The organism is Terrabacter sp. Root181, assembly GCF_001428505.1.
Classification (GTDB): domain Bacteria; phylum Actinomycetota; class Actinomycetes; order Actinomycetales; family Dermatophilaceae; genus Terrabacter.
On the sequence record NZ_LMHU01000007.1, the window covers coordinates 414,455 to 439,920 of the forward strand.

Here is a 25,466-nt window from a genome sequence, read left to right on the forward strand (position 1 = left end):
GATCCGTCGTCGATCCCAGCGCGCGAGACGGGGGAATAGGCGGCAGGGTGGTCCTGTTGACGACATTGCTTGACAGTTCAACAACTTGGGTGCAACATAGTTGTTGAAGATTCAATAACCTACTCCGAAGGACACACATCATGGGCCTGTTCAACCGCACCAAGGACGAGACCGTCTCCGAGACCCCCTCGGTCGCCGTCGAGAACATCTCCGGCGACTACACGATCGACCCGAGCCACACCCGCATCGGCTTCTCGGCCCGCCACGCGATGGTCACCAAGGTCCGCGGCCAGTTCGACGAGTTCGAGGGCTCCGCCCACGTCGACACCGTGACGCCGGCCAACTCCTCGGTCACCGTCACGATCCAGGCAGCGAGCGTCACCACCGGCAACGAGCAGCGCGACGGTCACCTCAAGACCCCCGACTTCTTCGACATCGCCTCCTACCCGCAGATCACCTTCGTCTCGACGAACGTCGAGCGCGACGGCGCTGAGTGGGACATCACCGGCGACCTGACCATCAACGGCGTCACCAAGTCCGTCACGATCCCCTTCGAGGAGACCGGTTCGGCCAAGGACCCGTTCGGCAACACGCGCGTCGGCTTCGAGGGTGACGTCACCATCGACCGCACCGAGTGGAACCTCTCGTTCAACGCGGCCCTCGAGACCGGTGGCGTGCTCGTCAGCGAGAAGGTCAAGCTCGAGTTCGACGTCTCCGCGATCGCCAACGTGCCCGCCGAGGTCTGAGCAGCACCGCACCACAGCACACCCCAGGGGGTGAGGACCGCACGGTCCTCACCCCCTCGTGGCGTCCCCCGGGGTCTCGAGCCCGACGGCCCTGCCCGTCAGTCCCGTCGGTGCTCCGGCAGCCCGTCGACGGCGTCGCGGATGATGGGCCACGCGACCTCACCCGAGTAGCCCTTGCGGGCGAGGAGCCCGGCGAGACGTCGGGTCTGGACGTCGGGCGCCAGACCGCGCATCGACCGCAGCTTCTTGGCGACGAGCTGCTCAGCCCGCAGCCGTTCGTCACCGGCACCCACCTGACCAAGCGCCTCGTCGGCGATCTCCTGGTCGATGCCCTGCTTGCGCAGCTCGTGGGCGAGAGCGCGCCGCGCCAGGCCCTTGTCCGACTGCTTGGCGCGGACGAGCATCTGGGCATACGCCTCGTCGTCGATGAGGCCGACCTCGGTCAGGCGGTCGAGCACCGTCGCCGCCACGTCGTCGTCGCAGCCGCGCTGACGCAGCTTCTTCTCGAGCTGGGCGCGGCTGCGCGGCGCCATGCTCAGCTGTCGCAGCACGATCGCACGGGCCACCGACTCGGCGTCGGCCTCGGAGACCGCCACCTCGGGGTCCTCCGGAGGCGGCGCCCAGTCGGGCCGCTCCCCCGTGTCGTCCGACCCCCAGCCCGAGCGCGGCTTCGCGCGCCCGCGACCACGCCGGTCGGAGCCGACGGATCGCATCGATGAGCTGCCACCCGAGCCGCCACCCGAGCCGCCACCCGAGCCCGCCGTGCCGGCGTCCGGGCGGACGGCAGCCCAGGTCGGCGGCTCCGACCGCGTCGAGTCGGCCGCTCGGCTTATGGGCTCCTGCCGCTCCGCGCCCGACGCACCGCCGGCCCGCACCCCGGCGACGCCCTCGGCCTCAGCCAGGGCGGCCGCGGCGCGAGCCAGGCGGTCCCGTGCGGTCTCCTGTTCGGAGAGACCCATGATCAGAAGTCGACGGGCACGTCCGAGACCTCGGCGGGCTGGTCGACGCGCGGCCCGACACCGAGCTTCTCCTTGACCTTCTTCTCGATCTCGTCGGCGAGGTCGGGGTTGTCCTTGAGGAAGTTGCGGGCGTTCTCCTTGCCCTGACCGAGCTGGTCGCCCTCGTAGGTGTACCAGGCACCGGCCTTGCGAACGAAGCCGTGCTCGACACCCATGTCGATGATGCCGCCCTCACGAGAGATGCCGTGGCCGTAGAGGATGTCGAACTCGGCCTGCTTGAACGGCGGGGAGACCTTGTTCTTGACGACCTTGACGCGGGTGCGGTTGCCGACGGGCTCGGTGCCGTCCTTGAGGGTCTCGATGCGACGCACGTCGAGGCGGACCGAGGCGTAGAACTTCAGCGCCTTGCCACCGGTCGTCGTCTCCGGGGAGCCGAACATGACGCCGATCTTCTCGCGGAGCTGGTTGATGAAGATCGCGGTCGTGCCGGTGTTGTTGAGGGCACCGGTCAGCTTGCGCAGCGCCTGGCTCATGAGTCGCGCCTGCAGGCCGACGTGGCTGTCGCCCATCTCGCCCTCGATCTCGGCACGGGGCACGAGCGCCGCCACGGAGTCGATGACGATGATGTCGATGGCTCCCGAACGGATCAGCATGTCGGCGATCTCGAGCGCCTGCTCACCGGTGTCGGGCTGCGACACCAGCAGGGCGTCGGTGTCGACGCCGAGCTTCTTCGCGTAGTCCGGGTCGAGCGCGTGCTCCGCGTCGATGAACGCCGCGATGCCGCCGGCCTTCTGCGCGTTGGCGACCGCGTGGAGGGCGACGGTCGTCTTGCCCGAGGACTCCGGGCCGTAGATCTCGACGACACGCCCGCGGGGCAGTCCGCCGATGCCGAGCGCGACGTCGAGGGCGATCGACCCGGTGGGGATGACCTCGATGGGCGGGCGGATGTCGTCGCCGAGGCGCATCACCGCGCCCTTGCCGTAGCTCTTCTCGATCTGGCCCATCACCGAGGAGAGGGCCTTGTCCTTGTCCTTTTCCTGCACCGAAGCCATGTCGGTCACCTATCTGCCGTCTGCGTTGCGGTCGTCTACCTTCGACCCGGGCCACGGCCTCGTGCTGCGAGATCCGTTGTCGGGTCAGACGCTAGGTGCCGGCGCCGACATCGGGTGGGACCACGAGACGGCCTGTGGACGATGCGGGTGGTGGCGCAGCACCTGTGGAGAACACTACCGAACAGGTGTTCGAAGTCGGCACGACACGCCGGTCATGGCGTCAGCGTGTCGCTCCGAGCTGCGCGAGCACCCGGTCGAAGGCGGCGTACGCCTCCTCCGAGAAGAGCCAGAACCGCGCCTCGCGCACGTCCGCGTGCTGCGTCAAGGCGGTGGCCAGCGCCTCGACCGAGACCTGCGCAGCCGCGTCGAGCGGGTAGCCGTAGACCCCGCACGAGATGGCCGGGAAGGCGAGCACCGCGCAGCCCGCGGCCGCGCCGACCTCGACCGACCGGACGTAGCAGCTCGCCAGCAGACCCGGCTCACCGTGCGCTCCCCCGCGCCAGACCGGACCGACCGTGTGGATGACGTGCCGCACCGGAAGCAGCCCGGCGCCGGTGATCTTCGCGTCACCGGTGTCGCACCCGCCGAGGAGACGGCACTCGGCGAGCAGGGCGGGTCCGGCCGCCCGGTGGATCGCGCCGTCGACACCACCCCCGCCCAGCAGGGACCGGTTCGCGGCGTTGACGATGGCGTCGGCCGAGGCGTCGGCGGTGATGTCACCACGCCGCAGGACGATCCGCGACAGCCCGGGCTCGAGCCGCGACGGCATCAGCGACCGGCCTGACCGCCCTGGGCACCCCGGGCGACGCGGGTGTCACGGCCCAGCCGTCGCTCCGGTGGCACGTCCATGTCGGTGCAGAGCGCCTCCCACACGGAGCGCGGCGGCTCGCCGTCGGCGAGCGCCTGCACGACGGTGCGGTTGCCGAGCGCGCCCAGCACGTGGTCGCGGGCGAGCGACCCGGCATACGCCGGGCCGAACTCGTCGTCCATCAAGGTCCAGAAGTGGCTGATCCGCACCACAGCAGTGTGCCACCCGTGACCCCGGAACCGTTCCGCGCGAAACCGTCGTCGGAGCATTGCCGCAACCGGCCGCGCACGTCCGGCGCTGCCGGTATCGTCCTCTCGTCCCGCGCGCAGCCGCGGGCCACACCGACTCTTCAGGGGAAGACACCATGACCGAGCCCACCGGGTCCACCGGGTCCACCGGACCCACATCCGGGGCGAGCCAGCCCTACACCTACCCGACGCCCGCAGGGGCACCCGAGACCCTACCCGGCGAGGTCGGCCTCTCCGACGACCCGCAGCCGCCGGCCTCCGGTGGCCGCAAGCGGACGGGCCTGCTCGTCGGTGGCGTCGTCACCGCCCTCGTCCTCGGTGGCGCCGGTGCGTTCGCCTTCCAGACGCTGAGCGGCGGTGGCTCCCAGCCGGCCGACGTGCTCCCGGGCGACGCGTACGCCTACCTCCGTCTCGACATCGACCCCTCGGCCGGCCAGAAGATCGCGGCCGTGCGCTTCCTGGGAAAGCTGCCCCAGGTCAAGGACACGCTCGGCAGCGACGACCCGCGCAAGAGGCTGTGGGAGCTCGCCTCGAAGGACGCGAGCAGCGACTGCGTCGCGAAGTTCAGCTACGACAACGACATCGCGCCGTGGCTCGGCGACCGCGTCGGTGCCGCGATCCGGCCCGGTGGCACGGCGGACGCCCCCAACGTCGCCATCGCGATCCAGGTCAAGGAGGAGTCCGCGGCCAAGGACACCCTGACCAAGCTCTTCGCGTGCGACAAGGGCGGCTCCGACACCGAGCTGCGGATGACGGACGGCTACGCCATCATCACGCCGACGGGCGTCGGTGACGCCACACTCGCGGCGGCGCAGAAGGGCACACTGGCGCAGAACGCCGCCTTCACCGGCGACATGGGTGCGCTCGGCGAGCAGGGAGTCATGTCGGCGTGGTTCGACATGGGCACGGGCCTCAAGGAGATCCAGAAGCTCAGCGGCGGCACCACGGGCGTGGACACCAGCGCCCTGGCCTCGGCCAAGGGTCGTTTCGCGACCGCCCTGCGGTTCGACGCCGACTACGTCGAGATGGCCGGGGTCGTGCGCGGCGCCGACGCGACGACGTCGGCCAAGGGCGACGGCAGCGAGGTGGCCTCGCTGCCGGCCAACACGATGGCCGCCCTCAGCATCTCCGGTGCCGACCGGATGCTCGACTCGGCCTGGCCCCAGCTGAAGAAGCAGGTCGAGAGCCTGGCCGCCTCCGGCGGTGGGTCCGACCCGATCGGCGAGGTCGAGCAGCAGCTCGGTCTCAAGCTGCCCGACGACCTCAAGGTGCTCCTCGGCCGGTCCTTCACCCTGGCGATGCCAGAGCAGGACCTGAAGTCCGACGTGCCCGTCCTCGGGGCCAAGGTCGTCTCGAGCGACGCCAAGCGCGCCGACGAGCTCGTCGGTCGTCTCATGGAGTCGGCCGGCGTGGGCAGCGACGTGCTGACCCACAAGGTCGAGGGCGACAAGGTCTTCGTGGCCACGACGCCCGACTACGCCGACGACCTCAAGTCGGGCGGCAGGCTCGGCGACGGCGACACGTTCAAGCTCGCCGTCGGTGACGTCAGCAACGCCACCGCGACGCTCTTCGTCGACCTCGACAAGGTCGACGCCATCGTCAAGGGCGACGTGCACGGCGAGGCCAAGTCGTTCCTCGAGTCGCTGCGTGCCGTCGGCTTCACCGCCACCAACACCGGCAACGGTGAGGGCTCGTTCACGCTGCGCGTGCTGGGCGACTGACACCGTCTGAAACGCACGAAGGGCCCCGCTCCGGCGGGGCCCTTCGTCGGCGGATGGGACGTGGTCGGCTGCGGTCAGCCGTGGTCGACGAACCCGCTGATCCCGAGACCACCAGTCAACGGAACCCGGATCTCGTTGCCGGAGTAGGCGATTCCACCGATGACGGGTGATCTGACCGACCACCAGGCTGCGTCGAGGTCGCTCACCTCCGTGGTCGGCTCGGCGGCCACGAGTGCCGCCGCGGCGCCGACCCCGACGTGGCTCTCCATCATCGAGCCGACGATGGTGCGCAGGCCGACCTCGTGGGCACGGCGCAGCATGTCGCGGCCCACGGCGAGCGAGCCGCACTTGGCGAGCTTGACGTTGACGAGGTCCGCCGCTCCGAGGCGGATGATCCGCTCGAGGTCGAACGGGCCGTAGCACGACTCGTCGGCCATGACCGGGAGCCCGACGCGCTCGCGCACCCATGCGAGGCCCTCGACGTCGTCGGCCACGACGGGCTGCTCGACGAACTCCACCCCGAGGTCGGCGACCTCGAGCGCACGGATGACCTGGACGGCCTCCTCGCGCGTCCAGCCCTGGTTGGCGTCGAGCCGGATGGCGACGTCGGGTCCGACGGCATCGCGGACGGAGGCGACGCGCTGCACGTCGGTGCTCGCGTCGGTGCCGACCTTCATCTTCAGGGTGCGGAAGCCGTCGGCCACCCGCGCGCGGGCCGTGTCGGCGAGGGCGTCGGCGGCACCTGCCGAGAGGGTGACATCGGTCGTCAGCACCTCGCGTATGCCGTCCGGCCGTGCGGAGAGCAGCGCAGCGACCGAGGTGCCCTCCGCCTGGGCGACGAGGTCGTGCAGAGCCGCGTCGACCGCCGCCTTGGCGCCGAAGTTGCGGGCCACGCTCCGCTGGACGAGGGCAGCTGCAGCGGCGAGGTCGTCACGGTCGTCGAGCCGGTGGCCCGCGACGGCCGGGGCGAGCATCGTCTCGATGCAGGCGGTCGCGCTCGCCAGCGACTCCCCCGTCACCTGCCACACCTGCGGCGCCTCGCCCCAGCCCGTGCGACCGTCGCTGTCGGTGATGGTGACGACGACGGTGTCGGTGGTCTCGGTGCGGCGCAGGGCCGTGACGAACGGCGTGTGGAGCGGCACGGACGAGGTCGTCGTGGTGACCTGCTCGACCACGGTCATGCTCGTTCCTCCTCGGTCGGGTGCTCGGCCCGCCAGACCTCTCGGGCGATGCCGGCGACGTAGACGGCGGCCTCGGTCTCGTCGAGGTCGATCGTCGTGCAGACGGCGAGGACGAAGGCCTCCTCCCCCTCGGGCCGCACGAGGGCGACGTCGTGCGAGACGCCCGGGATCCAGCCCGACTTGCTCGCCGTCGCGGTGCCCGGCGGCAGGCCTGCGGGCACCTGGTCGACGTGCGTCTGACGGGCCAGCAGCTCCTCGACGGGGGCGAGCACCGCTTCACCGCCGAGAGCCGGATCGCGGCGGCCGACGGCGGCCATGACGAGCCCGAGGTCGGTCGCGGTCACGGTGTTGGTGATGCCCGCCGCCCGGGCCGCGGCGTCCTCGATGCCGCGTCCGACGACGGTGGCCGGTGAGCAGCCGACGATGCGCAGCACCTCGGCGACCTCGGCCAGGCCGACGACGTCGACGAGCAGGTTGGTGGCGATGTTGCTCGAATGGGTGATGGCCTGCTCGGCGAGCTCGCGCAGCGTGCGGGTGCCGCCCACCGCGGACCACGTGGACGGGTCCTGGTCATCCGACTCGTCGAGGTCGAACGGGGAGCCGTCGAGCACGGAGGCGAACCTGCCGGTGACCGTGACGGGCGCGTCGAGGTCGAGCTCGCCGCGCACCACGCGTCGGAAGGCCGCGATGACGAGCGGGAGCTTCATGGTGGATGCCGCGTAGTGGGCAGCGAGCGCGTCGTGCTCGTAGCGGGGCCGGCCGTCGAGGTCGCCCAGCCACACCGACACCGCGGTAGGCGGGGTCGAGGAGCCGGAGTCCTCAGGGGCGGCGACGGCCCGGTCGAGACGCGAGTCGAGGTCCGAGAAGGGGCTGGCCACCCCAGCACGGTAGACGATCAGGCGGCGGAGGCCGACACCACGTCGCTCGTCGGGACGGGCAGCGAGACGGTCGGGGCGAGGCCCTCGCTCTCGGCCATCCGACTGGACACGTCGATGAGCACCTGCGACAGCGGGAGCGAGAGCGCCCCACAGATCGAGGCGAGCAGCTCGGACGAGGCCTCCTTCTCGCCGCGCTCGACCTCGCTGAGGTAGCCGAGGGAGACCGACGCCGTCGCCGAGACCTCGCGGAGGGTGCGGCCCTGGGCGCGCCGGCGCTCACGGAGGACGTCACCGAGCTCGCGTCGCAACAGTGTCGTCATGCCGTCCTCCTTCAGGTCGCTGGTGTCGTGCGTTCGGGGGCGGACCCACCGTCGGGGTGACCCGACAGCCCTACCGTACCCCGAGGGTCCCACGGCGGCGCAGGTGTTTGGCGCGTGGCGCCGGTCTCCTCCACCGCGAGCCGGAGCACCGCGTCGACGGTCGCCGACCGGATCTCGGCCCTGGTCCCGTTCAACTCCAGGGCACGCGTCACTGTTCCCGACGGCCCCGCCACGGCCACGTGGACCGTGCCCGCGGGCTTGCCCTCGGACGGCCCCGGCCCGGCCACACCGGTCGTCGCGAGGGCCCACGTGGATCCGAGCCGACGGCGTACGCCCTCGGCCATCGAGGCGGCCACGGCGGGGTCGACCGTGCCCACGCGGGCCACGAGGTCGGCGGGGACGTCGAGCAGCGCCGTCTTGACCTCGGCGGCATACGCCACGACCCCACCGAGGAGCACCGCGGAGGCTCCGGGGGTGTCGGCCACCGTGGCGGCGACGAGGCCGGCCGTCAGCGACTCCGCGCAGGCGAGGGTCTCGTGGGCCTCGGTCAGGATGGCCACGAGCCGCGCCCCGGGCGCCGCGGTGACGTCGTCCACGTCAGTCCCGCTTCGCCGTCCGCTCGGGGGGTGCGGCGTCGCCGGACGAGCTGCCCGGCGTCGTTGACCTCGCGTCACGGGCGGCGGCACGCGCTGCCCGCCGCGTGAGCGTGCGTTCGCTCGTCTCGCGCAGTCGCGCGGCCTTGAAGACGTAGTCGATGCCGCTGAGGACCGTCATGACGAGGGCCGCCCCGAGCACGACGTAGGCCGCCAGCAGCCAGGCGTCGCCGAACGGGAGCACCCAGAGCGGGAAGGTCAGGGCGCCGAGCGACAACGTCTGGAGCATCGTCTTGAGCTTGCCGCCCCGGCCTGCCGGCATGACCCCGTGCCGGATCACGACGAAACGCAGGACGGTGATGCCGATCTCGCGGACGAGGATGACGACGGTCACCCACCACCAGACGACGCCGAGGAGCGACAGCCCGATGAAGGCCGTGCCCGTCAGCGCCTTGTCGGCGATGGGGTCGGCGACCTTGCCGAAGTTCGTGATCTCACCGCGCCGGCGCGCGATCTTGCCGTCGACGCCATCGGTGACGGCCGCGAGCGCGAAGACCACCCAGGCCCAGAAGCGCCACCAGGGCTCGTTGCCGCCGTCCTGGAAGAGCAGCACGGCATAGACGGGCACGAGCAGGAAGCGCAGGACCGTCAGGGCGTTGGGCAGGTTCCAGTCGGTCGGTCGGGGCGCCGGCCCCTCCCCCCGGTGGAACGTCTGTGGCGTCATCGCGGCTCCGCGACGAGGTCGATCCCCTCGGTGCCGACGACGACGGCCGGCACGAGGTCGCCGACCTGAGGGGCCGGAGCGCCCTCGGGGACGTGCACGATGGTGACTCCGTCGACGTCGGGGCCCTGGAAGTCGGCCCGCCCGATGACGGTGCCCTCCTCATCGTCGATCTCCTCGACGAGGACGAGGACCCGCTCGCCCACGCGCTCCTCGGCGCGCTGGGCGTTGAGCTCCTCGACGAGACGGGTGAAGCGGTCGAGGCGCTCGGCGACGACCTCGGGAGCCAGCTTTCCGGCATACCCCTCGGCCTCGGTGCCGTCCTCGTCGGAGTAGCCGAAGACGCCGACGACGTCGAGCCGCGCCTCGGTGAGGAACGCCTCGAGCTCGTCGAGGTCGGCAACGGTCTCGCCGGGGAAGCCGACGATGACGTTGCAGCGGATGCCGGCCTCTGGTGCGTCGGCGCGCACCCGCGCCAGCAGGTCGAGGAAGGCCTCGCGCGAGCCGAAGCGGCGCATCGAGCGCAGCAGCGGCTCGGACGCGTGCTGGAAGGAGATGTCGTAGTAGGGCACGACACCGGGGGTGTCGGCCATGGCACGCAGCAGACCCGGGCGGATCTCGGCCGGCTGGAGGTAGGAGACGCGCACGCGTTCGATGCCCTCGATCGCGGTCAGCTCCGGGAGCAGCTTCTCGAGCAGCGCGAGGTCGCCGAGGTCCTTGCCGTAGCTCGTGGAGTTCTCGGAGACGAGGAAGAGCTCCTTGACGCCCTGCTCGGCGAGCCAGCGGCCCTCGGCGACGACGTCGGCGGGGCGCCGGGAGAGGAAGGCCCCCCGGAACATCGGGATGGCGCAGAACGAGCAGCGCCGGTCACAGCCAGAGGCGATCTTGAGCGGAGCCCACGGACGCCCGTCCAGACGGGCCCGGATGACCCGCGGGCCGGACGCGGGGGTCGGCACGTCGACGTCGGTCGCGTCGCCGTGGCCCGGCAGCGCGACGGACAGGGAGCCCTGCTGGCGCTCGACCGGGGTCAGTGGGAGCAGCGTGCGGCGGTCGCCGGGCGTGTGGCTCTCGACGTGGCCGCCCGCGAGGATCGTCTGCAGGTGCGCGCTCATGTCGCGGTAGGAGTCGAAGCCGAGCACGGCGTCGGCCTCGGGCAGCTGGTCGGCGAGCTCCTTGCCGTAGCGCTCGGCCAGGCAGCCGACGGCGACGACCTTCTGCGTGCGACCGCCGTCGCCCTTGAGGTCGGAGGCCTCGAGCAGGGCGTCGATGGAGTCCTTCTTGGCCTGCTCGACGAAGCCGCACGTGTTGACGACGGCGACGTCGGCCTCGGCCGCGTCGTCGACGAGACGCCAGCCCTCCGCGAGCAGCCGACCGGCCAGCTCCTCGGAGTCGACCTCGTTGCGCGTGCACCCGAGGGTGACGAGTGCGACGCTCTTGTCGGCGCTCGGGTGGGGAGGGGTCATGCGTCCACTCTAGATGCCGGGGTGTTCAATGGCCGACATGCTCGGAACCGCCCCCCACGGCCACGACGACCTCCTCACGCGGGCGCGCGAGCTGCTCCGCGAGCACCCGCTCGTCGACGGGCACAACGACCTCCCGTGGGAGGCCCGGGAGCAGACCGGCTACGACTTCGATGCCCTCGACATCGCCCAGCGCCTCACGACGACCCAGACCGACCTGCCGCGCCTGGCCGAGGGCGGGGTCGGCGCGCAGTTCTGGTCGGTCTTCGTGCCGAGCACCCTCCAGGGCGACTCCGCCGTCACCGCGACGCTGGAGCAGGTCGACGGCGTCCACCGGATGATCGGGACGTATGCCGACCGGCTGGCACTCGCGCGCACCGCCGACGAGGTCGAGGCCGCCCGCGCGTCGGGCCGTGTGGCCTCGCTCCTCGGCGCCGAGGGCGGCCACTCGATCGGCTGCTCGCTCGGCACCCTCCGGCTCCTGCACGTGCTCGGGGTGCGCTACCTGACCCTGACGCACAACGACAACACGCCGTGGGCCGACTCGGCGACCGACGTGCCCGTCGTCGGTGGGCTCAGCGAGTTCGGCCGCGAGGTCGTCCGCGAGATGAACCGACTCGGGATGATGGTCGACCTCAGCCACGTCGCCGCCACGACGATGCGCGCCGCCCTCGAGACGGCCGACGCACCGGTCATCTTCAGCCACTCCTCGGCCCTGGCCCTGTGCGACACCCCCCGCAACGTGCCCGACGACGTGCTCGCCGAGCTGCCCGCCAACGGCGGCGTGTGCATGGTGACCTTCGTGCCCGAGTTCGTCTCGCCCGCGACCGCGGCCTGGCGCGTCGAGGCGGCCGAGGCAGCCGCCGAGGTCGGGGTGGAGGCCCGCGACTGGGAGGCGTTCGGCCGGTTCGCCGCCACCTGGCAGCGCGAGCACCCGAAGCCCGACGCGACGATCGAGCAGGTCGTCGCCCACCTCGAGCACGTGCGCGAGGTCGCCGGCATCGACCACATCGGCATCGGCGGCGACTACGACGGCACCGACACCTTCCCCGTCGGGCTCGAGGACGTCAGCGGCTACCCGCGGCTCGTCGCCGCGCTGCTCGACCGGTCGTGGTCCGAGGCCGACGTCGCGCGGCTCGTCCGCGGCAACACCCTCCGCGTCATGCGCGACGTCGAGGCCGTGGCCCGCGACCTGCAGGCCACCCGGGCCCCGAGCCTGAGGACGTTCGCCGAGCTCGACGGCCACGCCTGAGCGTCACCCGGCCACACGGCATACGCCCTCGGTGGGCGAGCCGGCCTACTGGCGGAAGCGGGCGATGGTGAGGCCGACGAGGCGGGCGACGACGAGCGCGACGTAGAGCATGCCCGCAATCTGCTGGAGCAGCACGAACGACCGCGCGTGCGGGGTCACCGCGTAGATGTCGGACAGACCCGTCGAGGTCATCGTCGTGATCGACAGGTAGAGCAGCTCGTACCAGGTGCGCACGCCCGGGAGCGTCTCGCCGTAGATGGTGAACGAGTTCGGCCAGAGGAACTGCACGGCGACGTAGAGATAGGCGAAGCCCCACGCCACCACGGTGAACGTGGCCCCGGTCGCATAGAGCTCGTCGCGGGTCACCCAGTTGTCGGCGAACATGTACCGCAGCAGCCCGTAGCCCGTGTAGAAGTAGAAGACCGCGTGCAGCAGGGCGCTCCAGAAGGCGATCGGGTCGTTGTCGGGCCAGAACGCCTCGGCCACGGTGAGCATCACCACCGGTCCGCCCAGCACGACGGCCACCCACGTCAGGGCGGGGGTCGCCCGCACCGCACGCACGGCGAGGAAGAGCACGAGCAGGCCGATGAGGCCGAAGATCGCGCGCCCCGCCTCGCGGTAGTCCCCGATCGTGGCCGTCTCGACGAAGGGGTAGGCCAGCAGCGCACCCAGCTGGGCGAAGAGAAGCAGGGCGCACGGCAGCTCGTTGACCTTGCGACGCAGCTGGTCGATCCGCGACGGGGGGCCCGCACGGCGGGGCGATGACGGCCAGAGCTCCAGCGACGCACTCACGACTCGGACTCTAGTGGCGGGCCCGTCAAGAACGCGTCAAGAGCCGTCAGCGCGCGGTCAACGGCGCCGGCGTGCCCGGCGGGCGACCTTAGGAAGGAGTCATGTTCACCTCCATCCTCCTGCTCGTGGTCGGCGTCGCCGTGCTGGTCTACCTCGTCCACGTCCTGCTCCACGCGGACCGCTTCTGATGAGCGACACCGCCAGCGGGCTGCTCACCATCGCCGTCCTCGTCGCCGCGCTCGCCGCCGTCCACGTGCCGCTCGGGACCTGGATGGCACGCGTCTTCACCGACACCCGGGACTGGCGCGTCGAGCGCCTCGTCTACCGCCTCTGCCGCGTCGACCCAGCATCCGAGCAACGGTGGACGACGTATGCCGTCGCCGTCCTCGGGTTCTCCGTCGTCGGCGTCGTCCTGCTCTTCGCGCTCATCGCCCTGCAGGGCGTCCTGCCGTTCGCCCGGGGCGCCTCGATGAACCTCGACACCGCGCTCAACACGGCCGTCTCGTTCGTGACCAACACGAACTGGCAGTCGTACGCCGGAGAGTCGGGTACGTCGCCGCTCGTCCAGACGCTCGGGCTGACCGTCCAGAACTTCGTCTCGCCGGCCGTGGGGCTGGCGGTGGCCGTGGCGCTCGTGCGCGGCCTCGCCCGCTCGAGCGGCGCCGAGATCGGCAACTTCTGGGTCGACCTCGTGCGTGGCACCGTGCGCGTCCTGCTGCCGCTCGCGCTGGTCGGGGCGGTCGTGCTGCTCCTCGGCGGCGTCATCCAGAACCTCACGTCGCCGACGGAGGTCACGACGCTCTCGGGCGGCTCACAGGTCGTCCAGGGCGGGCTCGTCGCCTCGCAGGAGGCGATCAAGGAGCTCGGCACCAACGGCGGCGGCTACTTCAACGCCAACTCCGCCCACCCCTTCGAGAACCCGAACGCCTTCACCAACCTGCTCGAGATCTTCCTCCTGCTCGTCATCCCGTTCTCGCTGCCGCGGACCTACGGCATCCTCGTCGGCGACCGGCGCCAGGGTTGGGCGGTGCTCGGCTTCATGGCGACGCTGTGGGGACTCATGGTCGCGGTGGTGACGTGGGCCGAGGTGAGCGCCGGGAGCGGCCCACTCGGTGGACTCGAGGGCAAGGAGGTGCGCTTCGGCATCTGGCCGTCGGCCCTCTTCGCCGCGAGCACGACCGGCACGTCGACCGGGGCGGTCAACTCGATGCACGAGAGCTTCAGCCCGCTCGGGGGCGGTGGGGTGCTCTTCTCGATGCTCCTCGGAGAGGTCTCCCCCGGCGGCGTCGGGACGGGGCTCTACGGCGCCCTCCTCCTCGCGGTCCTCACCGTCTTCATCTCGGGACTCATGGTCGGGCGCACCCCCGAGCTGCTCGGCAAGCAGGTCGGTCGCCGCGAGATCACGCTGACCGCCCTGGCCCTGCTCGTCATGCCGGCCCTCGTGCTCGTCTTCACCGGTATCGGGATGGTCGCGCCGCTCGTGTCGTCGCAGATGCTCGCGAACGGCCCGCACGGGCTCACCGAGGTGATGTACGCGTACGCCTCCGCCGCCAACAACAACGGGAGCGCGTTCGCGGGCTTCTCGGCGGACACGCCGTACACGAACCTCACCCTTGCCCTCTGCATGTTCCTCGGCCGCTTCGTGCCGATCGTCCTCGTGCTGGCCCTCGCCGGTTCCCTGGTGGCGCAACGACGTCGCCCGGTCAACGCCGGCACCCTACCCACCCACACACCCACGTTCACGGGCCTCTTCGTCGGGGTGGCGGTCGTCGTCACCGGACTCACCTTCTTCCCGGCCCTGGCCCTCGGTCCCCTCGCGGAGGCACTGTCATGACCCCGTCCCAGACGACGACCCCGTCGTCCCCCGACGCCACCGACCCGCGTGGCCCCGGCGCCCACGTCCACCGGACCCACCAGCCAGGTGGCTCCGGAGCCGGCACGGCCCTCATCAGGCCCGGTAAGGCGTCCCTGTCCCTCGGCACGCTGGCGCGCCAACTGGTCGCCACCTTCCCGGAGGCCGTGCGCAAGCTCGACCCCCGCCACGTGTGGCGCAGCCCTGTCGTCTTCGTCGTGTGGATCGGCTCGCTCTTGACGACCGTCGTCGCCGTCGTCGACCCCTCGTGGTTCGCCTGGAGCATCACCCTGTGGCTGTGGGCAACCGTCCTGTTCGCCAACATGGCCGAGGCCGTCGCCGAGGGCCGTGGCAAGGCGCAGGCAGCCACGCTGCGTGCCACCCGGACCACGACGACGGCCCAGCGCCGGCGCGCCGACGGCTCCCTCGAGACGGTCGCCGCCTCCGACCTGACGATCGGCGACGTCGTCGTCGTGCGTCCCGGCGAGGTCATCCCCGGTGACGGGGACGTCGTCGAGGGCATGGCCACCGTGGACGAGTCGGCGATCACGGGCGAGTCCGCTCCCGTCATCCGGGAGTCGGGTGGGGACCGGTCGGCCGTCACGGGCGGCACGACCGTGCTCTCCGACGGGATCGCCGTCAGGATCACGACCCGGCCGGGCGAGACGTTCATCGACCGCATGATCGCGCTCGTCGAGGGTGCGGCCCGCCAGAAGACGCCGAACGAGATCGCGCTGACCATCCTGCTCACGACGCTGACCATCATCTTCGTCCTCGCCGTCATGGGCATCCAGCCGCTCGCGATCTACTCGGGCCAGGAGCAGTCGGTCGTCGTGCTCGTCGCGCTGCTCGTCTGCCTCATCCCCACGACGATCGGCGCACTGCTCTCGGCCATCGGCATCGCCGGCATGGACCGCCTCGTGCAGCACAACGTCCTCGCGATGTCGGGTCGTGCCGTCGAGGCAGCCGGCGACGTGTCGACACTGCTGCTCGACAAGACCGGGACGATCACGTTCGGCAACCGTCGCGCGACCGACCTGCTCGCAGCCCCCGGGCTCGCCGACACCGAGGTCACCGAGGCGGCCTACCTCTCCTCGCTGGCCGACGAGACACCCGAAGGCCGGTCGATCGTCGAGCTTGCGGCGGCCTCCATGTCCGAGCAGGTGCGCCGGCGCCTGGACGGGGCTCGCACGCAGGGCGCCACCTTCGTGGAGTTCACGGCACACACCCGGATGTCGGGGATCGACCTGCCCGACGGTCGCGTCGTGCGCAAGGGTGCATCCGACGCGGTGTGCCGCTGGGCGGCCGACCTCGGGGGCGACGTCCCGTCAGGGGTCCTCACCGAGGTCGCCGGCATCGCGAGCTCTGGCGGCACCCCTCTGGTCGTCGCGTCGATGCTGCCGGGTGAGACACCTCGGGTGCTCGGCGTCATCCACCTCAAGGACGTCGTCAAGCCCGGCATGAAGGAGCGGTTCGCCCAGCTGCGTGCGATGGGCATCCGCACCGTCATGATCACGGGCGACAACCCGCTGACAGCGAAGTCCATCGCTGAGGAGGCCGGGGTCGACGACTTCCTCGCCGAGGCCACGCCCGAGGACAAGATGGCCCTCATCAGGAAGGAGCAGGAGGGCGGTCGGCTCGTCGCCATGACCGGCGACGGCACGAACGACGCTCCTGCCCTCGCCCAGTCGGACGTCGGCGTGGCCATGAACACCGGCACGTCGGCGGCCAAGGAGGCGGCCAACATGGTCGACCTCGACTCCGACCCGACGAAGCTCATCGACATCGTCTCGATCGGCAAGCAGCTGCTCATCACGAGAGGCGCGTTGACGACCTTCTCGATCGCCAACGACATCGCGAAGTACTTCGCGATCATCCCGGCGATGTTCGTCGTGCTCTTCCCCGGTCTCGAGACCCTCAACGTCATGGGCCTCTCGACCCCGAAGTCGGCGATGCTGTCGGCCGTCATCTTCAACGCCCTCATCATCGTGGCGCTGATCCCGTTGTCGCTGAAGGGTGTTCGCTACCGGCCCGCTGGCAGCACCGCCCTGCTGCGACGCAACATCTTGATCTACGGCGTCGGCGGCATCGTCGCCCCGTTCATCGGCATCAAGCTGATCGACCTCGTCGTGAGCCACCTCCCCGGAATGATGTGAGCACCGTGACCAACGTCATCAAGCAGTCCCTGGCCGGCCTGCGCGCCATGCTCGTCCTCACCGTGCTGGTCGGGGTGCTCTACCCCGCCGTCGTCTGGGGAGTCGGCCAGGTCGCCGCCCGAGGGCAGTCCGCCGGCTCGCTCGTCTCGTCCGGCGGCCGTGTCGTGGGCTCGAGCCTCATCGGCCAGCAGTGGCAGGGCGACGAGTGGTTCCACGGTCGTCCCTCGGCCAGCGACTATGCCGGCGACACGAGTGGTGGCACCAACCTCGGGCCCGGGGCGGACCCCGACGCCGAGGTGGCCAAGCGCGCGGAGGCAGCGGGTCTCGACCCTTCGACCGCTCCGGCCGACGCGCTCACCGCATCGGGCAGCGGGCTGGACCCCCACATCACGCCGGCGTACGCCGTCGCCCAGGTCGAGCGCGTCGCCGCAGCCCGCGGTCTCGACGTCGCCCGGGTCGAGGCCCTCGTCGAGGCGCACACGCAGGACCGCATCGCCGGCTTCCTGGGCCAGCCGCGGGTCAACGTCCTCGAGCTCAACCTCGCCCTCGCGCGTCTCTCGGCGCCGGGCGCCGGGTGACCTGAGAGGATCAGCGCATGGGTCGAGGGTCGCTTCGGATCTACCTCGGGGCCGCGCCCGGGGTCGGCAAGACGGTCGCGATGCTCGACGAGGCGCACCGGCGCCTCTCGCGTGGCACCGACGTCGTCGTCGGCTACGTCGAGACCCACGGACGTGCCCACACGGCGGTCATGCTCGAGGGCCTCGAGATCCTCCCTCGTCGTGCGGTCGAGTACCGCGGCAGCCGGCTCACCGAGCTCGACGTCGCCGCGGTCCTCGAGCGCCACCCCCAGGTGGTCCTCGTCGACGAGCTCGCCCACACCAACGTCCCCGGCTCGGTCGCCCCGTCGGGCGACGGGGCCGGGGACGCCTCGCGTGACGAGCACGAGAAGCGTTGGCAGGACGTCGAGGAGATCCTCGAGGCCGGCATCGACGTCGTCTCGACCGTCAACATCCAGCACCTCGAGTCGCTCAACGACGTCGTCGAGTCGATCACCGGCATCCGCCAGCAGGAGACGGTGCCCGACGAGGTCGTGCGCCGGGCCGACCAGGTGGAGCTCGTCGACATGTCGCCCGAGGCGCTGCGCCGCCGCATGGCCCACGGGAACATCTACGGACCCGACAAGGTCGACGCGGCGCTCGCCAACTACTTCCGGACCGGGAACCTCTCCGCGCTGCGCGAGATCGCGCTGCTCTGGCTCGCGGACCGGGTCGACGAGGCGCTCGAGCGCTACCGGGCCGACCAGGGCATCCGCGACCATTGGCCCACCAGGGAACGCGTCGTCGTGGCCCTGACCGGCGGCGCCGGCAGCGAGACGCTGCTCCGACGGGGGGCCCGGATCGCCACCCGAGCGGCCGGCGGCGACCTCATCGCCTGTCACGTCCGGTCGTCCGAGGGACTCACCTCGACCGACCCTGCCGTCCTGGCTCGACTGCACCGACTGGCGCGCGACCTCGGAGCGGAGTTCCAGGACGTCTCCGGCCAGGACGTGGCGGAGGCGATCCTCGACCACGCCCGCGGGGTCAACGCGACGCAGATCGTGGTCGGGGTCAGCCGGCGGAGCCGGTGGCAGCAGATCCTGCGTCCGAGCATCGCGTCGGAGGTCGCAGACGGCTCGGGCGACATCGACGTCCACCTCGTCCCGCACGAGGGGTCGAAGATCGGCAGCCGTCGCCCGAGCGCGACGGGCCTGCCTCCCCGCCGGGTCGTGGCCGGGATGCTCTTCGCCGTCGTCGCCCTGATCGGACTGACCGCAGTGCTCGTGGCCACCCAGGAGGGGCACACCCTCTCCCTCGACCTGCTGCTCTACCTCGCGCTGACCGTCGCCTGTGCCCTGGTGGGAGGCATCTGGCCGGCGCTCTTCTGCGCCGTCGTCGGCTCGCTCGTCGTCAACTGGTTCTTCACCGAGCCCCGCGGCACGCTGACCATCAGCGACCCACCGAACGCACTGGCCCTCGCCGTCTTCGTGCTCGTCGCCATGGCGGTCTCGTCGGTCGTCAACGTCGCGGCCCGGCGCACCGAGCAGGCCGTCTCCGCCGAGCGGGAGTCGTCGGCGCTCGCCGCGATGAGCCGTGACCTGCTCGCCGAGCCGCGCCCGCTGCCGGCCCTGCTCGACCGGGCACGCGACGACCTCGGCATGCGCGCGGCGGTGCTGACCGAGGCGCACCAGGACCGTCCGTCGACCGTCGTGGCGTCGACCGACCCGCACCTGCCGCCCGGCAGCGTGCTCCCGGCCACCGCCGTCTGGGCGCTCGACGTCACCGTCGACGACGGCGTCCACCTGCTGCTCGACGGACCGCCCGTGGCGGCCGAGGACCAGCGCGTCGTCAACGCGTACGCCACCCACGCCGCGATCCTGCACGGACGCGAGCAGCTCGTCCGGGCCGCGCGCGAGGCCGCCGGGCTCGCTCGGGACAACGCCGCACGGACGACGCTCCTGGCCGCGGTCTCGCACGACCTGCGTACACCTCTCTCGAGCATCAAGGCCGGCGTCTCGACGCTGCGCCAGTCCGGGCTCGACCTGTCACCCGAGGACGAGGCCGAGCTGCTGGAGTCCGTCGAGGAGAGCGCCGACCGCCTCGATGCCCTCATCGGCAACCTCCTCGACCTGTCCCGTCTCGAGACCGGCGCCGTGCGGGCGCACCACCACTCGATCGACCTGCTCGACGCCGTCGTGTCGACGGTGCGCACGACGTCCGCCCCACAGCGCATCGAGGTCGACCTCGAGCCGGACCTCCCCTTGGTACGCACGGACCTCGGCCTGCTCGACCGGGTGCTCGCCAACGTCGTCGAGAACGCGCTCAGTCACAGCGTCGACGCCGAGGTCCGCATCACGGCCGGCCGCATCGGCGAGGCCGTGCAGCTGCGGGTCATCGACCGCGGCCCGGGTGTCCCCGACGCCGACAAGGACCGGATCTTCGCCGCGTTCCAACGCGTCGGCGACGCGCCGCAGGGCGACGGCCTCGGGCTCGGGCTCGCCGTGGCCCGCGGGCTGATGACCGTCATGGGAGGCTCGCTCGTGGCGGAGGACACGCCGGGGGGTGGGCTCACCATGGTCGTCGAGCTGCCACTCACGTCCGCCCCGCCGGCTCCCCCCGTTCGAGGTGGTGCCGACCCCGATGTGGGTGGCGAGATCACCTCGAACGACCGGACGGCCCACGAGGAGGACCCGTGACCCGAGTGCTCGTCGTCGACGACGACCCGCGGCTGCAACGCACCCTGACGATCGCGCTCCGGGCCCACGGCAACGAGGTCGTGACGGCGGCCGACGGCCGCACCGCGGTGCAGTCGGTCACCGAGGACGCGCCCGACGTCGTCATCCTCGACCTCGGCCTCCCCGACCTCGACGGCACCGAGGTGCTGCGCCGCATCCGGGCAGCGTCCGTCGTCCCCGTCATCGTCCTGTCGGCCCGGCACGAGTCCGACGACAAGATCGAGGCGCTCGACCTCGGTGCGGACGACTACGTCACCAAGCCCTTCGGCGTCGAGGAGCTCCTCGCCCGGGTGCGGGCGGCCGTGCGTCGCGGCGGGGACCTGGGCCGACACCTCGGGCCCGTGGTGACCGACCACTTCGTCCTCGACTTCGCCGAGCGGCGGGCGACGGTCGAGGGCGAGGACGTCCGTCTCACGCCGACCGAGTGGCGCGTGCTCGAGGCGTTGTGCCGCGAGCCCGGTCATCTCGTCCAGCAGCAGGACCTGCTGCGCGCGGTCTGGGGGCCGTCGTACGGCCGCGAGTCGAACTACCTGCGCGTCTACGCCAACCAGCTGCGCCGCAAGCTCGAGCCCGACCCGGCCAACCCGCGCCACCTCCTCACCGAGCCCGGCCTCGGCTACCGCTTCGTCCCCTGAACCGTCGAAAGGCCACAAACCGGTGTGCCGCGCGACCCGTCCGGTTTGTGGCCTTTCGACGTTGGGGTCAGTAGCGCTCTCGGCCGCCGCGGTCGGTGAGGTTCCAGGCGTCCTCGGACTCCTCGTCGTCCTCGTCGACCGTGCGCGTCAGGTCGCCGGGCGTCCACCGCGCCGTCGGGACCGCGGTGGTCTCGTCCTCGTGCGCACGCCGCTCACCGCGCTCGGCGACGAGCGAGGCCGTGCGCTGCGGCGCGACCTCCTCGGCCGGCTCCTCGGCGTAGCCGGCCGACACGGCGGCGGGCTCCACGTCGACCGGCGGGGCGGCGTACGGCTCAGCGGGCTCGACGAGCTCGGCGAGCTCGGCGAGTTCGGCGAGTTCGTCGGCGTCGACGGGCTCGTTGGGGTGCGGCACGTCCTCACCGCGCAACAGCGCGAGCGTCTGCTCGAGGTCGTCGGGGCGCACGAGCACGTCGCGGGCCTTGGACCCCTCGCTCGGTCCCACGACGCCTCGTGACTCGAGCAGGTCCATGAGGCGGCCAGCCTTGGCGAAGCCGACCCGGAGCTTGCGCTGGAGCATCGAGGTCGAGCCGAACTGGGTCGTGACGACGAGCTCAGTGGCCTGGAGCAGCACGTCGAGGTCGTCGCCGATGTCGTCGTCGATCTGCTTCTTGGGCGCCGCGACCGTGACGTTCTCGACGTAGTTGGGCTTGAGCTGGGTCGTGACGAACTTGACGACCTCGTGGATCTCGGACTCGTTGACCCACGCGCCTTGCACACGCATCGGCTTGCTCGCGCCCATCGGCAGGAAGAGCGCGTCACCCTGGCCGATGAGCTTCTCGGCGCCGGGCTGGTCGAGGACGACGCGGCTGTCGGCGAGGCTCGAGGTGGCGAACGCCATGCGCGAGGGCACGTTGGCCTTGATGAGGCCCGTGACGACGTCGACCGACGGGCGCTGCGTCGCGAGGACGAGGTGGATGCCGGCGGCGCGCGCGAGCTGGGTGATGCGCACGACCGACTCCTCGACGTCGCGCGGCGCGACCATCATGAGGTCGGCGAGCTCGTCGACGACGACGAGGAGGTACGGGTAGGTCGTGATCTGGCGCTCGGAGCCCGGCAGTGGCTTGACCTTGCCGGCGCGGACCGCCTTGTTGAAGTCGTCGACGTGCTTGAAGCCGAACGCCGCGAGGTCGTCGTAGCGCTGGTCCATCTCCTTGACGACCCACGCGAGGGCCTCGGCGGCCTTCTTCGGGTTGGTGATGATGGGCGTGATGAGGTGCGGGATGCCTTCGTATGCCGTGAGCTCGACGCGCTTGGGGTCCACGAGGATCATCCGGACCTCCTCGGGCGTCGAGCGCATGAGGATCGAGGTGATCATCGAGTTGACGAAGCTCGACTTGCCGGAACCGGTGGCGCCGGCGACGAGCAGGTGCGGCATCTTCGCGAGGTTGGCGATGACGTAGGCGCCCTCGACGTCCTTGCCGACGCCCATGACCATCGGGTGCTCGTTGCCGCGGGCCGTGTGGCTGCGCAGGACGTCGCCGAGGGAGACGTTCTCACGGTCGAGGTTCGGGATCTCGATGCCGATGGCCGACTTGCCCGGGATGGGGCTGAGGATGCGCACGTCGGCCGACGCGACGGCATACGCGATGTTCTTGGAGAGTGCGGTGACCCGCTCGACCTTGGTGCCCGAGCCGAGCTCGACCTCGTAGCGCGTGACCGTCGGTCCGCGCGTGAAGCCGGTGACGGCGGCGTCGATGTCGAACTGGTCGAAGACGTTGGTCAGCGACTCGACGACGCGGTCGTTGGTCTCGCTGCGGGTCTTGTGCGGCGGGCCCGGCGTCAGCATCGAGTGGTCGGGCAGCTGGTAGGTGATGTCGCCACCGAGCCTGAGCTGCTCGACACGGGCCGGCAGGTCGGACATGGGCGGCGGGATGAGCTCGGCCCTGGGGCCGATCTTGCTCGTGTCGGGCGCCCCGAGGGTCTTGGGGTCGGTGGCGTCGATGACCTTCTCGCCGCCCTTCTCGCCGCCGGGACGGGGAGCCAGCAGCCCGGGAGGCGTCGGGCGCTTCTCCCCGGGACGCAGGCGGGTGGTCGCCTCGTCCTCGAGGGCCTTCTGGGCCGCCTGGCGGAAGGCCTCGTCGCCATCGCGGTCGGAGAGGTCGACAGGCTTGCGGCGCGCGCGCTTGACCGCGGCCGCGGGTGCGTCGTCGCCCTCGTCGGGCTGGTCGTCGACGTGACCGCGGTCGATGACGAGCGCGCGGAGCTGGCGCATGCGGGTTGGGATCATGTTGACCGGCGTCGCCGTGATGACGAGCAGACCGAAGAGCCCGAGCAGGATGAGCAGGACGAGGGCGCCGTAGGTGGAGACGGCGGCCGCGAGCGGGCTCGAGGCGAGGAAGCCGAGGATGCCGCCGGCGGCGCGCATGCCGTCGGCGCCGTCGGGTGGGTTGGGGATGTCGTCGGCGAGGTGCGACAGTCCGCATGCGGCGAACGTCAGCGCGATGGTGCCCACGACGATGCGGTTGGTGGCAGCGTCGTCCTGGGGAGCGCGCAGCATGCGCAGGCCGAGGGCGAGCAGGACGAGCGGGACGGCGTACGCGACGCGGCCGAAGGTGCCGGCGAAGACGGCGTGCACGACCTGGCCGAAGGTCCCGGAGACGCCCCACCACTCGCGGGCGGCGACGACGACGGCGAGCGCGATGAGGGCGAAGCCGATGCCGTCGCGTCGGTGCTCGGGCTCGAGGTCGGCGGCGCTGTGGCCGACGCGGCGCACCGCTCCCCCGGCCATGTGCGAGACCCCCATCCACGTGTTGCGCATGGCGCCGAGCGGGAACGGCAGGCCCCCGCCGCGGGTCTTGGACGCCGTCTTGGCGGCCGGCTTGCGAGCCGCGGGCTTACGCTGCGCGGGCCGCGTCGACCGGGCTGCGGGAGGGCGTGACGAGGCGCTGCCCGTTGACCCCTTGGCGCGTGTGGCCGCGGCGGTGCTCGAGCGCTGGCTGGTGGACGGACGAGACGCCATGTTGGCACCGTACGTCAACGCACCGGTGAACTCACGCGTCACACGCGCAACACCGCCGATCTCTGTGACCGGGCCGACTGGTGCCGTGCGCGCACCCTGGAGCAGTCGCCGTCTCAGATCGCGACACCCACGGACCGACCGGTGGACATCCGGCGACCGGCCCCCCTATCGTCGTGCGCAGGTCATGAGTGCCAGTGACAAGCCCCGGCTCGCTGGCCAGCAACCCTCCTCCGCGGTGGGGTGCTCCGGGTGACGACCAGGCCGCCCTCGGTCCGAACGCGTGATCGAGGTCGGCAAGCGCGGACCTGCACCGGGTGGGTCCCACGACCCAGGAGCACTCTCATGTCGGTCCTTCCCTCGACGCACCCCGGCGCCTCCCTGTGCGGCGCCTCACCCGCCCCCCTCGTCCGCGCGAGGGCCCTGCACGTCGTGCCCGAGGCGCGCACGCTGCCCACCGTCGTCGGCTCGGGACTGCGCGTGCCCACGCTCCACGGCGACACGGCATATGCCAACCTCGACCACGCGGCCTCGACGCCGGCCCTCGAGACGGTCAAGGCGGCCGTCGACCGCGCGCTCGAGACCTACTCGTCGGTGCACCGCGGTGCCGGCTTCGCCTCGCGGCTGACGAGCGCGTGGTACGAGCAGGCCCGCGCCGAGGTCGCCGCCTTCGTCGGCGCGCGCGAGGGCGAGAGCGTGATCTTCACCCGCACGACGACCGACTCCTGGGCGCTGCTGAGCAAGGCGCTGCCGAGCCGAACGACGGTCTTCGTCTTCGGCACCGAGCACCACTCGACCCTGCTGCCGTGGGGCCGCTTCCGCACGGTGCGCCTCCCCGTCCCGCAGACGGTCGAGGACGCCCACGCGTTGCTCGAGGAGGCGCTGACCGACCACCCGTCGCGCCACCGCCTCGTCGTGGTCACCGCCGCCTCGAACGTCACGGGCGAGGTCTGGCCGGTCGAGCGGTTCGCGGCCCTCGCCCACGAGCACGGCGCCCGGATCGCCGTCGACGCCGCCCAGCTGTCGGCGCACCGCACCATCGACCTCGCCGCGTGGGACGCCGACTACGTCGCGTTCTCGGGGCACAAGACGTACGCCCCCTACGGCGCGGGCGTCCTCGCCGGGCGCTCCGACTGGCTCGACGCCGGCGACCCCTACCTGCTCGGCGGCGGCGCCACGCGGTCGGTGACCGAGGACGGCACGACGTGGGCCACGGGCCCGGCGCGTCACGAGGGCGGCAGCCCCAACGTCATCGGCGCCATCGCGCTCGCCGCGGCCTGCTCGACGATCAGCCGCCACCGCGAGGCCATCGAGGAGCACGAGGCACGCCTGCTCGGGCGGCTCCGCGCCGGACTCGACGAGGTCGCGGGCGTCGAGGTCCTCTCGATCTTCGGCGACGACAGCGACCGGGTCGGCGTCGTCGCGTTCACCATCGACGGCTGGGACTCCTCGCTCGTCTCGCAGGTCCTCTCCGTCGAGCACGGCATCGGCGTCCGCGACGGCAAGTTCTGCGCCCACCTGCTCGTCGACGAGCTGCTCGAGGACCCGTGGGGCGAGCGCTCGGCCACGGCCGTGCGCGCCAGCATCGGACTCGGCAGCACCCTCGAGGGCGTCGAGCGCCTCGTCGCCGCCGTCGCGCGGCTCGTCGAGCACGGCACGGACGCCCAGTGGACGATCACCGAGACCGGGTGGGCGCTCGAGGGCGCCGACCCGCGCGACGTCGAGGTCGAGCGTCCCTGGTGACCAAGGGCGCATGCCGCTGAGCGGGTCCGTCTGCCACCGCGGGCCCGCGCGGTCGCACGGTG

The 25,466-nt window shown here is 71.7% G+C and carries 22 protein-coding genes and 1 riboswitch; of the genes, 10 read left to right on the forward strand and 12 right to left on the reverse strand.

Annotation, left to right across the window (positions count from 1 at the left end):
* Positions 1 to 140: 140 nt before the first annotated feature.
* The gene (locus ASD90_RS16140; protein WP_056758729.1) at positions 141 to 746 is read left to right on the forward strand and encodes a YceI family protein; all 606 of its coding nucleotides are present in this window, start codon (positions 141 to 143) and stop codon (positions 744 to 746) included.
* A 98-nt stretch (positions 747 to 844) separates the two neighbouring features.
* Here ASD90_RS16140 and ASD90_RS24395 read toward each other — a convergent pair whose 3' ends face one another.
* From ASD90_RS24395 to ASD90_RS16160, 4 genes are all read right to left on the reverse strand, one after another.
* A complete protein-coding gene (locus tag ASD90_RS24395; RefSeq protein WP_235506695.1) occupies positions 845 to 1,705 on the reverse strand; it encodes a regulatory protein RecX in 861 nt (286 codons plus the stop codon).
* A gap of 2 nt (positions 1,706 to 1,707) precedes the next feature.
* Positions 1,708 to 2,757: a recombinase RecA gene (gene recA / locus ASD90_RS16150; RefSeq protein WP_056758984.1), complete on the reverse strand. Its 1,050-nt coding sequence runs from the start codon at positions 2,755 to 2,757 to the stop codon at positions 1,708 to 1,710.
* Between the two features lie 220 nt (positions 2,758 to 2,977).
* Positions 2,978 to 3,526 (reverse strand): O-acetyl-ADP-ribose deacetylase, encoded by a 549-nt coding sequence (locus tag ASD90_RS16155; protein WP_056758731.1) that lies wholly within the window; start codon positions 3,524 to 3,526, stop codon positions 2,978 to 2,980.
* Complete coding sequence (locus ASD90_RS16160; RefSeq protein WP_082588799.1) at positions 3,526 to 3,774, reverse strand: DUF3046 domain-containing protein; 249 nt, start codon at positions 3,772 to 3,774, stop codon at positions 3,526 to 3,528. Before ASD90_RS16160 ends, ASD90_RS16155 begins: the two co-directional genes overlap by 1 nt.
* Before the next feature lie 155 nt (positions 3,775 to 3,929).
* On the opposite strand from ASD90_RS16160, the gene ASD90_RS16165 reads away from it, so the two are divergent.
* A complete protein-coding gene (locus tag ASD90_RS16165) occupies positions 3,930 to 5,534 on the forward strand; it encodes a DUF3352 domain-containing protein (protein WP_056758737.1) in 1,605 nt (534 codons plus the stop codon).
* A gap of 74 nt (positions 5,535 to 5,608) precedes the next feature.
* Here the strand turns inward: ASD90_RS16165 and ASD90_RS16170 are convergent, their stop codons facing one another.
* The 6 genes from ASD90_RS16170 to rimO are packed head-to-tail and all read right to left on the reverse strand — an operon-like array spanning position 5,609 to position 10,690.
* A complete protein-coding gene (locus ASD90_RS16170; protein ID WP_056758739.1) occupies positions 5,609 to 6,715 on the reverse strand; it encodes a dipeptide epimerase in 1,107 nt (368 codons plus the stop codon).
* Complete coding sequence (locus ASD90_RS16175; protein WP_056758742.1) at positions 6,712 to 7,593, reverse strand: serine hydrolase; 882 nt, start codon at positions 7,591 to 7,593, stop codon at positions 6,712 to 6,714. The genes ASD90_RS16170 and ASD90_RS16175 overlap by 4 nt, the downstream gene beginning before the upstream one ends.
* Positions 7,594 to 7,610: 17 nt before the next feature.
* Positions 7,611 to 7,913: a helix-turn-helix domain-containing protein gene (locus tag ASD90_RS16180; protein ID WP_056758745.1), complete on the reverse strand. Its 303-nt coding sequence runs from the start codon at positions 7,911 to 7,913 to the stop codon at positions 7,611 to 7,613.
* 11 nt (positions 7,914 to 7,924) lie between these two features.
* Complete coding sequence (locus ASD90_RS16185; protein ID WP_056758748.1) at positions 7,925 to 8,509, reverse strand: CinA family protein; 585 nt, start codon at positions 8,507 to 8,509, stop codon at positions 7,925 to 7,927.
* A gap of 1 nt (position 8,510) precedes the next feature.
* Entirely contained in the window at positions 8,511 to 9,230 is a 720-nt protein-coding gene (gene pgsA, locus ASD90_RS16190) for a CDP-diacylglycerol--glycerol-3-phosphate 3-phosphatidyltransferase (protein WP_056758751.1), read from the reverse strand.
* A complete protein-coding gene (gene rimO / locus ASD90_RS16195) occupies positions 9,227 to 10,690 on the reverse strand; it encodes a 30S ribosomal protein S12 methylthiotransferase RimO (protein WP_056758754.1) in 1,464 nt (487 codons plus the stop codon). Before rimO ends, pgsA begins: the two co-directional genes overlap by 4 nt.
* Positions 10,691 to 10,718: 28 nt before the next feature.
* On the opposite strand from rimO, the gene ASD90_RS16200 reads away from it, so the two are divergent.
* Positions 10,719 to 11,939, forward strand: a complete 1,221-nt coding sequence (locus ASD90_RS16200) for a dipeptidase (RefSeq protein ID WP_082588787.1) — start codon at positions 10,719 to 10,721, stop codon at positions 11,937 to 11,939.
* A gap of 45 nt (positions 11,940 to 11,984) precedes the next feature.
* Here the strand turns inward: ASD90_RS16200 and ASD90_RS16205 are convergent, their stop codons facing one another.
* Positions 11,985 to 12,731: an ion channel gene (locus ASD90_RS16205; RefSeq protein ID WP_056758757.1), complete on the reverse strand. Its 747-nt coding sequence runs from the start codon at positions 12,729 to 12,731 to the stop codon at positions 11,985 to 11,987.
* 101 nt (positions 12,732 to 12,832) lie between these two features.
* Here ASD90_RS16205 and ASD90_RS24755 point away from each other — a divergent pair, with 101 nt between their 5' ends.
* The 6 genes from ASD90_RS24755 to ASD90_RS16230 are packed head-to-tail and all read left to right on the forward strand — an operon-like array spanning position 12,833 to position 20,645.
* Positions 12,833 to 12,919, forward strand: a complete 87-nt coding sequence (locus ASD90_RS24755; RefSeq protein ID WP_082588788.1) for a potassium-transporting ATPase subunit F — start codon at positions 12,833 to 12,835, stop codon at positions 12,917 to 12,919.
* Positions 12,919 to 14,565, forward strand: coding sequence for a potassium-transporting ATPase subunit KdpA (kdpA, locus tag ASD90_RS16210; protein WP_056758759.1), 1,647 nt, complete (start codon positions 12,919 to 12,921; stop codon positions 14,563 to 14,565). The genes ASD90_RS24755 and kdpA overlap by 1 nt, the downstream gene beginning before the upstream one ends.
* Positions 14,562 to 16,739, forward strand: a complete 2,178-nt coding sequence (kdpB, locus tag ASD90_RS16215) for a potassium-transporting ATPase subunit KdpB (RefSeq protein ID WP_082588789.1) — start codon at positions 14,562 to 14,564, stop codon at positions 16,737 to 16,739. The genes kdpA and kdpB overlap by 4 nt, the downstream gene beginning before the upstream one ends.
* Positions 16,736 to 17,317 (forward strand): potassium-transporting ATPase subunit KdpC, encoded by a 582-nt coding sequence (gene kdpC / locus ASD90_RS16220; RefSeq protein ID WP_056758762.1) that lies wholly within the window; start codon positions 16,736 to 16,738, stop codon positions 17,315 to 17,317. The genes kdpB and kdpC overlap by 4 nt, the downstream gene beginning before the upstream one ends.
* A gap of 17 nt (positions 17,318 to 17,334) precedes the next feature.
* Entirely contained in the window at positions 17,335 to 19,971 is a 2,637-nt protein-coding gene (locus ASD90_RS16225; protein ID WP_056758765.1) for a sensor histidine kinase KdpD, read from the forward strand.
* Entirely contained in the window at positions 19,968 to 20,645 is a 678-nt protein-coding gene (locus ASD90_RS16230; protein WP_056758767.1) for a response regulator transcription factor, read from the forward strand. Before ASD90_RS16225 ends, ASD90_RS16230 begins: the two co-directional genes overlap by 4 nt.
* A gap of 67 nt (positions 20,646 to 20,712) precedes the next feature.
* Here the strand turns inward: ASD90_RS16230 and ASD90_RS16235 are convergent, their stop codons facing one another.
* Positions 20,713 to 23,664: a DNA translocase FtsK gene (locus ASD90_RS16235; protein WP_082588800.1), complete on the reverse strand. Its 2,952-nt coding sequence runs from the start codon at positions 23,662 to 23,664 to the stop codon at positions 20,713 to 20,715.
* Positions 23,665 to 23,844: 180 nt separating this feature from the next.
* Positions 23,845 to 23,970: riboswitch (SAM riboswitch) on the forward strand.
* A 36-nt stretch (positions 23,971 to 24,006) separates the two neighbouring features.
* Here ASD90_RS16235 and ASD90_RS16240 point away from each other — a divergent pair.
* Positions 24,007 to 25,404: an aminotransferase class V-fold PLP-dependent enzyme gene (locus ASD90_RS16240; protein WP_082588790.1), complete on the forward strand. Its 1,398-nt coding sequence runs from the start codon at positions 24,007 to 24,009 to the stop codon at positions 25,402 to 25,404.
* The last annotated feature ends 62 nt before the right edge of the window (positions 25,405 to 25,466 follow it).

Excerpts from the sequence above, each read along its gene's own strand:
- ASD90_RS16200 (WP_082588787.1), top strand. The coding sequence starts at position 10,719 with ATGGCCGACATGCTCGGAACCGCCCCCCACGGCCACGACGACCTCCTC.
- ASD90_RS16155 (WP_056758731.1), bottom strand. The coding sequence starts at position 3,526 with ATGCCGTCGCGGCTCGAGCCCGGGCTGTCGCGGATCGTCCTGCGGCGT.
- recA (WP_056758984.1), bottom strand. The coding sequence starts at position 2,757 with ATGGCTTCGGTGCAGGAAAAGGACAAGGACAAGGCCCTCTCCTCGGTG.
- ASD90_RS16165 (WP_056758737.1), top strand. The coding sequence starts at position 3,930 with ATGACCGAGCCCACCGGGTCCACCGGGTCCACCGGACCCACATCCGGG.
- ASD90_RS24755 (WP_082588788.1), top strand. The coding sequence starts at position 12,833 with ATGTTCACCTCCATCCTCCTGCTCGTGGTCGGCGTCGCCGTGCTGGTC.
- ASD90_RS16235 (WP_082588800.1), bottom strand. The coding sequence starts at position 23,664 with ATGGCGTCTCGTCCGTCCACCAGCCAGCGCTCGAGCACCGCCGCGGCC.
- rimO (WP_056758754.1), bottom strand. The coding sequence starts at position 10,690 with ATGACCCCTCCCCACCCGAGCGCCGACAAGAGCGTCGCACTCGTCACC.
- ASD90_RS24395 (WP_235506695.1), bottom strand. The coding sequence starts at position 1,705 with ATGGGTCTCTCCGAACAGGAGACCGCACGGGACCGCCTGGCTCGCGCC.
- ASD90_RS16180 (WP_056758745.1), bottom strand. The coding sequence starts at position 7,913 with ATGACGACACTGTTGCGACGCGAGCTCGGTGACGTCCTCCGTGAGCGC.
- kdpB (WP_082588789.1), top strand. The coding sequence starts at position 14,562 with ATGACCCCGTCCCAGACGACGACCCCGTCGTCCCCCGACGCCACCGAC.
- ASD90_RS16170 (WP_056758739.1), bottom strand. The coding sequence starts at position 6,715 with ATGACCGTGGTCGAGCAGGTCACCACGACGACCTCGTCCGTGCCGCTC.
- ASD90_RS16140 (WP_056758729.1), top strand. The coding sequence starts at position 141 with ATGGGCCTGTTCAACCGCACCAAGGACGAGACCGTCTCCGAGACCCCC.
- kdpA (WP_056758759.1), top strand. The coding sequence starts at position 12,919 with ATGAGCGACACCGCCAGCGGGCTGCTCACCATCGCCGTCCTCGTCGCC.
- ASD90_RS16225 (WP_056758765.1), top strand. The coding sequence starts at position 17,335 with ATGGGTCGAGGGTCGCTTCGGATCTACCTCGGGGCCGCGCCCGGGGTC.
- ASD90_RS16240 (WP_082588790.1), top strand. The coding sequence starts at position 24,007 with ATGTCGGTCCTTCCCTCGACGCACCCCGGCGCCTCCCTGTGCGGCGCC.
- pgsA (WP_056758751.1), bottom strand. The coding sequence starts at position 9,230 with ATGACGCCACAGACGTTCCACCGGGGGGAGGGGCCGGCGCCCCGACCG.